Source organism: Salipiger marinus (assembly GCF_035481585.1).
Taxonomy (GTDB): domain Bacteria; phylum Pseudomonadota; class Alphaproteobacteria; order Rhodobacterales; family Rhodobacteraceae; genus Salipiger; species Salipiger marinus.
Map to the genome: position 1 here is coordinate 1 of NZ_JAYKSL010000050.1, position 7,269 is coordinate 7,269.

At 55.9% G+C, this 7,269-nt stretch carries 8 protein-coding genes; 1 reads left to right on the forward strand and 7 read right to left on the reverse strand.

Features of this window, described 5'->3' with window-relative positions; genetic code table 11:
- From VK682_RS26630 to VK682_RS26645, 4 genes are all read right to left on the reverse strand, one after another.
- The coding region (locus VK682_RS26630) for a helix-turn-helix domain-containing protein (protein WP_324782933.1) at positions 1 to 368 on the reverse strand (368 nt) is incomplete at its 3' end.
- 48 nt (positions 369 to 416) lie between these two features.
- A complete protein-coding gene (locus VK682_RS26635) occupies positions 417 to 989 on the reverse strand; it encodes a replication/maintenance protein RepL (protein WP_324782934.1) in 573 nt (190 codons plus the stop codon).
- Between the two features lie 511 nt (positions 990 to 1,500).
- Positions 1,501 to 2,067 carry a hypothetical protein gene (locus VK682_RS26640; RefSeq protein WP_324782936.1) on the reverse strand — a complete coding sequence of 189 codons (567 nt, stop codon included), beginning with the start codon at positions 2,065 to 2,067 and terminating at the stop codon, positions 1,501 to 1,503.
- Complete coding sequence (locus tag VK682_RS26645) at positions 2,064 to 2,324, reverse strand: hypothetical protein (protein ID WP_324782937.1); 261 nt, start codon at positions 2,322 to 2,324, stop codon at positions 2,064 to 2,066. The genes VK682_RS26640 and VK682_RS26645 overlap by 4 nt, the downstream gene beginning before the upstream one ends.
- A 153-nt stretch (positions 2,325 to 2,477) precedes the next feature.
- Here VK682_RS26645 and mobQ point away from each other — a divergent pair, with 153 nt between their 5' ends.
- Positions 2,478 to 3,698 carry a MobQ family relaxase gene (gene mobQ / locus VK682_RS26650; protein WP_324782938.1) on the forward strand — a complete coding sequence of 407 codons (1,221 nt, stop codon included), beginning with the start codon at positions 2,478 to 2,480 and terminating at the stop codon, positions 3,696 to 3,698.
- A gap of 14 nt (positions 3,699 to 3,712) precedes the next feature.
- On the opposite strand, the gene VK682_RS26655 is transcribed toward mobQ, so the two are convergent.
- The 3 genes from VK682_RS26655 to VK682_RS26665 form a co-directional block, all read right to left on the reverse strand.
- Complete coding sequence (locus VK682_RS26655; protein WP_324782939.1) at positions 3,713 to 4,063, reverse strand: DUF2513 domain-containing protein; 351 nt, start codon at positions 4,061 to 4,063, stop codon at positions 3,713 to 3,715.
- Positions 4,064 to 4,110: 47 nt separating this feature from the next.
- Positions 4,111 to 4,713, reverse strand: coding sequence for a HigA family addiction module antitoxin (locus VK682_RS26660; RefSeq protein WP_324782940.1), 603 nt, complete (start codon positions 4,711 to 4,713; stop codon positions 4,111 to 4,113).
- Positions 4,714 to 4,864: 151 nt separating this feature from the next.
- Positions 4,865 to 7,269 (reverse strand): hypothetical protein (locus tag VK682_RS26665; RefSeq protein ID WP_324782941.1); only part of this gene is annotated, 2,405 nt, incomplete at its 5' end.

Genomic DNA, 7,269 nt, shown 5'->3' on the forward strand with positions numbered 1-7,269 from the left:
AGGGAGAATCCTTTTGGGCGTTTGTCTTCTAAAAGCGCCGTTGCTTGCTGTCGCCACTTATCGCGGTCCTCCCGCAGATCAGAGATCACGGCCTCCTTGTCTGCCAAGCGCTCCTGAACTGCTTCAAGGCGGGCTTGCAACGCTTTGAAATCACCAAGATCTTGGGTGTTTGTCGGTGTTTCTTCAGGGGTTTCCTTCCGTTCACCAGCTGGTGTTGGGGGGTAAACCCTATGTAGCTCAGAAGGGTCGATGCGAAATGCGCCAGTCTCGTCCTTTGATGCAGAAATTCTCCCGGATTTTATAGCCTTCGAGATGGTCGCCTTCGACTTCCCCGTGGCCTTTGCTGCCTCACCAAGGGTGTATACCATGGGGTTTCCTATCGTTCGCGGTTGCCTGTTTTGGTCCTGTTAACCTGTTTACTCGTCTTCTCTCGCCGGGGTCCCCGGTAGATCCGCTTCCATTCCGGGGAAGCTGGGCTGAGAGATCGGGGGCAAGCCGCTGCCGGAAGGAATTTGCATCTCTCCAATGCGGGGAAGGTGGTGCAAAGCAGCCTTGTTGGCCTCGATGGGTTCGGGTTGTTCGTCTTCGGCCAGAAGAACCTCCGCTTGCAGGCGGGCGTAGCGCAGGCGGTCTCTGGCTTCGGTCCAAACCACGCGGCTGTTGAGGACGTAGGCGTTAACCGTGCCGCTTGCGCCGATCTGTTGAACCTCGATCCAGTTGCCAGCTTCGAGGGTCTTCAGGGCGCGTTTCACGGTGGAGGCCGACGAGCCCATGAGTTTGGCCAGCACCTTGTGGGATGCGACGACCGCGTTCTGGTCACCGACGTTGGCTGCTAGGACATGGAGCAACGCGGAGGCCGCCGGATGTTTTGTGCCTAACCGTGCCCAAGCCTCATGTGCGGCTCGGTCAGTCTGCACGAAGTGGCCACGAGTGGGTTTGCTCGGGAGTGTTTCCCGGTTTTCGGATTGTGCCCGCCCTGGTTCATCCATGACCTACCCCTAGTCCATCGGTGGTTAAATTTGATTCACGCATAGTCATTTGTCGATCACATATAGGCTGCATTATGCCGTCAAAATTCGCTCATGTCTGCACGAATTTCGCTCAGACCTAGGTCATAGCTGTGACCTGGGGGGAGGTCACAGCTATGACCTACCCCCCCCACGTAAGTCATTGATTTTCAAGGTCTCATATTTTGCCCCTTCTAATGATCTATAGGAGGGCAAAAAATCCACGCCCGTTCGATCGGGAGCGCGCCCCCACAGCGCTGGCCGAGCGATCGGGCGGGGGTGGAGTTTTTGAACGACGCAGGCGACGAAGGAGCCTGCATCACAGCTATCAACTAGCTCGAACCTTGGAGCAGGGTGGTCCATTACCGATAGCGCAACGCTCAGGGATGGGGTGGGTCAGGCAGGGAGGGGAAGGGATATCCCCAATTCCACCTGTCAGCGCCTGTGGCAGCGGTTGGATTTTCTGAGAAGAGGTCAGGGGCTGGTGGCTCCGTCAGTTCCCAGACTGCTCCGGAAGCTTAATCCAGAAGGCACAGAGACTGGACCCGTCACTCTGCTCGATCAGTTGCCCGCCGATCCCCAGCTTCCCGCAGCCATAACGCGCCATGGTGTCGATTGAGAAAGCTGCCTTGGCGGTCTCGGTGCCATAGGCCAGCAGGAGGCCCAGGACGACGCCTGTGGCGAGCATGGAGGCCAACCAGACCCAGAACCCTCCGAAGTAGCGCCATGCCTGTCTACGGGCCTCTCCAGCGGCCTGTGTGAGGCTCCGGGCGGCATCGATGCTTTCGTCATGGGCGTTCAGGATGGCGTCTTTCGCGGCCTTCTCGGCGGCTTTGGTGGTTTCTTCCTTGAGGTAGGCCGCGACGGCCATCAGGCGGTTGTCGATGGCTTGCTGGACTTCGGGGGCGGCTCTGTACATCCGGTCGACCCCCTCGGCCAACTTCTTGTGCAGGGCCTGGGCGTCCTTCTTGTCGAGGCTGGTACGTTGGAGCTGGTCCATGTCCTTGCGGATCAGGGTCAGCTCATCGGCGAGGATCTGGAACGGGTCTTTGGCGCTCATTGTCGTTCCGCCTTCGCTGCTGCGTCATCGAGTTCTTCCAGGAGGCCGGTGATTTCCTTCTGATCGACTTCGCGTGTCACGGCACGGCGCAGCAGGGCGGCGAGCGCGCGTGCCTTCTCGGGGTCCTTCAGCGCGTTGGAGATCGCGACCGATCCGACGATGATCTTGCGGCGGGTCTCGCTGGCTTTCTGTCGTTCTTTCAGCCGGGCCAGCTTGGCCTGTGTTTCCGCAATTTGCTGATCGATTGTCCGCGCCATTCTGACCTCCGCTCTTTTGACACATGTTGATTTCTTGCAAGGGTTGAGGCAGGGTGCAAGTCACGAAGTGCCCACTTATACAAACGCTGCGCGTTTGTGTGGGCGGGGGAGACTGGCGTTTCCCCTCGAACCCTAAGCTAAGTGCGGCCCCGAATGGCGATCTATCATCTCAGAGTTTCGATGATTTCCCGCTCGCAGGGCCGCAGCGCCACGGCGGCTATCGCCTATCGTGTGGCGGAGCGTATCGAGGATCGGCGCACCGGCCTGACCTTCGATTACGCCAAGCGCGGCGGCGTCGATCACACCGAAACCCTTGCGCCTGACCACGCCCCGGATTGGGTCTTCGACCGATCCGAGTTGTGGAACCGGGTCGAGGAAGCCGAGACCCGGAAGAACAGCCAGGTCGCCCGCGAGGTGCGCGTGGCCCTGCCTGCCGAGCTGACCCATGCGCAGCGGGTCGAGCTGGTCCGGGACTTCGCCCAGGAACAGTTCGTGGATCGCGGCATGATCGCGGATATCGCCCTGCACGCGCCGGGGCGCGACGGCGATGATCGCAACCACCACGCCCACATCCTGCTCACCACCCGCGAGATTGGCCCCGAGGGCTTCACCACCAAGAACCGCGACTGGAACAAGGTCGAGCTTCTTGAGGGCTGGCGGGAGGCGTGGGCGCGGGACGCCAATCTTGCCCTCGAGCGCGCCGGCATCGAGGAGCGCATCGACCACCGCACCCTAGAGGCGCAGCGGGACGAGGCCCTTGAGCTGGCTGCCGAGGCGCGGGACCGCGGCGACGAGGCCGAGGAGCTGCGCGAGACCGTGCGTGCGGTGTCGCTGGACCGCGAGCCTCTGCCGCAGCTTTCCGCAGGGGCGTGGCAGATGAAGGAACGCGGCCACGAGGTAGGCGCAGTCCGTGCCTGGCACGAGGTGAAGGCGCAAGCGGCCGAGGTCGCGCGGATCGCGCAGGAGCTGGCAGGCCATGTTCGGGATTGGCTGGGCCAGACGGCAGATCGCGTTTTGGACCGCCTCGGCGGCGATCAGGGCGAGTTGGCGCTGGCCGGTGGTCCCGAGGCGCAGGAGCCGCCCGCCGATCTGGCGGCGCGGCTCCGTGGGGCATGGGAGGCCCGACAACAGGACGCAGTGGAGAATGAGGCACCCGAGCGGGAGACGTCAGAAGGTCTCGCCGCACGGCTGCGCGGTGCGTTTTCCGGCGTGGACCGGGACGCGCTCAGCGAACGGCTGTCAGCCTATCGCCAAGAGCGGGAGGCTGACGAGCTGAGGACGGCCCAGGAACTACAGCGCCAGAAAGACCTCGAACATGAGCAGGAGCAGGAACGCCATGCCACCCGAGACTGGGGGCATGACTACGGCCTGTGACCTGAACCTAGGGCCTAAATTTGTAGCCCGAGTCGTGTGGATAGCTCCTGTTTCACGTAAGCGACTGCGATGTCTTTCATGATTCCCAAGCCTACTCCTCCTGCGCTGGAGGCGGCAGCCTTGGTCTTGCTCCAGATTACATCATCTCGGATCGCAGCAAGATAATCGTGCCCTTGGTTCGTAAGGCGGAAAACACCATCATTTTCTTCCAAGAAAAGCCCTGCATCGCTGAGCCACTTTGCATGCATGTGCCGCTTTAGGTCTTCAGGAGAGGGGCTTAGGACGAGATCAGCTATCAGATAAGGATCGTTGGATTCTTCGATCTCAAAAAGCAGTTCCCGAATGAAGTCATCATCCCGTTTCATACAGACTTTAGTCCTTTCGCTACTGGCGTGACTGCGGTCTGTGGCAATCAGGCCGTGGCGGAATTGTTGGGTGCAGCGCTCAGTGTCGGGATGGCCGACACATCGACTTCGCGGGTAGCGTGCCAGGCATCATAAGCCCCCTGCATCCTGATCCAAACCAGAGGTGCGTTTCCGAACAGCTTGGCAAGCCGTACCGCCACCTCCGGGCTGACGGGCTTCCGCTCGGCCAGAAGGTCGTGCAGGTGCTGGCGCGACACGCCGAGCATCCTTGCGATTTCGGCTTTCGATTTTCCGGTCGCGGGGATCACATCCTCGCGGAGCAGTTCGCCCGGATGCGTCGGGCAGCGGTCAGGGTTGCGGCTCATCCTCGCCTCCGAGGGATATTGCTCGTAGTCCAGCACATAGGCGTCGCCGCCGCGGAACTCGAAGGTGATGCACCACGGACCGTTCCCGTGAACGGTGTAGCGCGTTGGTGTGTGCCCCCGCAGGCTGTGGAAGTCGAAGCCCGGCAGGTTCATGTCTTCGGGAGCCGTGGCGGCGTCGAGCGCATCCAGCCGCCGCAAGATGCGGCTGTGCATGCGTGCATCGATCTTCGACTTGCCGGTCTCCCAGAGGGCTTTCAGCTGCTTGTGTGCGAAGGTCTTGATCATGACGTCATGTAAGCTGATAGGCGACAGTAGTAAAGTACCTGCTTACACACGAGGCACTACAAAACCGCTCCAAAGGTCTCTCCGTGTATGCTTCTGTGACCATGATTAACTCGTTTGTCGCCTATCAACAGTAGCTTAAGTAATGCTTGAATTAAGCTCTCAGAATTCCCGCAGTGTAGATACTTGGCTCTATTTTCCGGGAAAGAGCCTTGTATGATACTTCCATATCGCTTGTGCGACCAGATACGCTGGTGCCATTGTTAGCCAGTGAATCAAGTGTATTTCTCACCTGATACCAGCCGACATCGGAGCGATTGAGCTTATAAGCATCTCGTATAGCTTTAGGGATCTGCTTCTTATCCACCGCTTCAAAATAAGCAGACCAGACCTTACGGCCATCAGACAAGACCTTTCTTGCTTCTTTTGAAAGCTTCAAGGATGAGATGTGCTGATACATAAAATTTGATTCAAATCGGCTAGGTGCTCCAACGTCGTCTTCTTTAAATGGGATGAAATGGTTTACCAGAGACCATTCTTTCCCTTGCCATTGAAGCCCGTCGGCGCCAGCTGATAGATTACCATTGTTGAATAGCATCCATACCAGGCAGTCATTGGAAAACTCATCTGACATACTAGGATCTGGAATGAGGAACTGATCCCTATCATTGAGCCAAGTTTGCCTAATAATTCTTTTAGCGGTGAAAACTACCGCTGATTTCTGAAGGTTCTGCTTTGTAACGAGGAAGCCGCCAGCGCTAGCGTAGCCTGAAGAGAAGAGCGCGGTAATTCCTGCGTTTTGCAGGTCGGACCCCTTGCTGATCATGCCTCCTATTGCCCCATCAGCCCATTTAGGCCCTCTTACGTCATTGGTCCTAGATGTAGGTTCAATAGCGTTTGTTAAGGGGATCGCGGGTGTGGAGTTAGGTTTTGGTCTGTCGATCCACGAGTTTAGAAGTTTATCCTTCGGAACATCATAGAATCTTTTCGCGCCGATTGCGTTAGCGCTCTTGTCGATAACTTCAGCTTCGAGCTCAAATGGCTTTTTAATATTCCTGCGCTTTTTGCTGGTATCCCACACAAGGAAGCCAATTGGAAAATCTCCCTTGAGCCCGTCGAAAGCTCGGCTAGGTACGACAAAACCGCCAAGATATTTGGCGTTCCAGCTATCTCTAAATTTGTCAAAGTTTGGCGCGTTTACGTACTTTAGCTTTGAAAACATTGCTACTACGGCGTTTGGAATTTCTGCTTGAATGCGCAATAGGAATTGTATGAACAATTCACGACGTGCAAAACCAACATCGCCACCGAGAGAGCGACCAACAGCTGTCGTTGCCACTCCGCTACCAGCGTTCATGGCTTCAGCATAAGGAGGGTTAATCAGAATAAGGATTTTTTCCTTTGCTGCTATGGCGGCGCGCAGCTCTGTAGGCAATTTGTCGGTCAGGCTGTAGTCAATTTTTCCATCTTCTGTAATGTCATCATTGAGGTAGTCGTACTGAAAACGATGTGCGGCTACGCAAGTCTTTGTTGCTTTCATCACGTCCACATCCGACTTGTCGAGTGTAGACATAAAGAGATTTCGGTGGTTCGAGTGCTTTACTTCTAGATTCCCGACGCCACAGCACATGTCCCAGACTTTGTATCGTTTCTGCCAGCTTTTACCTAAAGAGAAGGTGAGTTGGTCGTACGCCTTATCCACAACGTGCAAAGGGGTATAAAACGCTCCTTTGAAAACCCTTTCGACTACGGGTATGAGGCTGTCTCGGCGTTCTAGGATATAGTTTCTGTATTCATCTTTAGGGGGGCGATGGAATATCGTCCAGAAACGACGATATCCCTCTAAGTTTTTCAGACTATGTATCTTTCCGTCGACCTCAAATACCGGGTCACCATCTAGAAACAAAAGTTTTGCTGGTAGGCTTTTGTGAGTAGATGCGACGCCGTCATTCATGATGTCAGCGAAAAATAGAAGGCTGTACTTGTCGTCTTCAACGTCCTCCACCTCTTGCCCGATCATATCCACCCATTTGTCAAAAACCTGCTTTAGGTTATCCGGTGTTATTTGGGTGCGGATAATGGCGCCTTCAGCAATGGCGTCTTTTACGGTTGAGATGAATTCGGAAGAATCGTTCTCAATGTTGAAAGCAACAAAGTGGGTGCCGATATGGATTGAGATGGCATCTACGGCCTCCTTCGGGACTGATGATGCAGACTTCCCCCACTTAATAGTTTTCTTTGCGAGAAATGGAATGACATGGCTGCTTTGCATTATGGCAGCCTTCTCAGTGTCTATGACGCATAGAAGAGCTGGAACATGTTCACCCTTGTTCAGCGCAACCTGAACATAATGAAGTAGCTGTGTGAACATCTCGTAGAATGTCCAAGAGCCGTTTGCCTTAGCTTCAAACCATACTTCTTCTGTCTGAATGTCGATCAAGTTCTTAGAGAATGACTTAAGCCCCAGAGCCTTAATGTAGGCATCCTTGACATCTTCCTCGCTCTTTGCCCGCTTCAAATCACCGTAAAGTGCCACAATACCTGCCTCTTTTTCTCTTT

What these genes read in the sequence shown, in the direction of transcription:
- VK682_RS26635 (WP_324782934.1), bottom strand. Translation starts at nt 989, where the DNA reads ATGGATGAACCAGGGCGGGCACAATCCGAAAACCGGGAAACACTCCCG.
- VK682_RS26645 (WP_324782937.1), bottom strand. Translation starts at nt 2,324, where the DNA reads ATGGCGCGGACAATCGATCAGCAAATTGCGGAAACACAGGCCAAGCTG.
- VK682_RS26640 (WP_324782936.1), bottom strand. Translation starts at nt 2,067, where the DNA reads ATGAGCGCCAAAGACCCGTTCCAGATCCTCGCCGATGAGCTGACCCTG.
- mobQ (WP_324782938.1), top strand. Translation starts at nt 2,478, where the DNA reads ATGGCGATCTATCATCTCAGAGTTTCGATGATTTCCCGCTCGCAGGGC.
- VK682_RS26660 (WP_324782940.1), bottom strand. Translation starts at nt 4,713, where the DNA reads ATGATCAAGACCTTCGCACACAAGCAGCTGAAAGCCCTCTGGGAGACC.
- VK682_RS26655 (WP_324782939.1), bottom strand. Translation starts at nt 4,063, where the DNA reads ATGAAACGGGATGATGACTTCATTCGGGAACTGCTTTTTGAGATCGAA.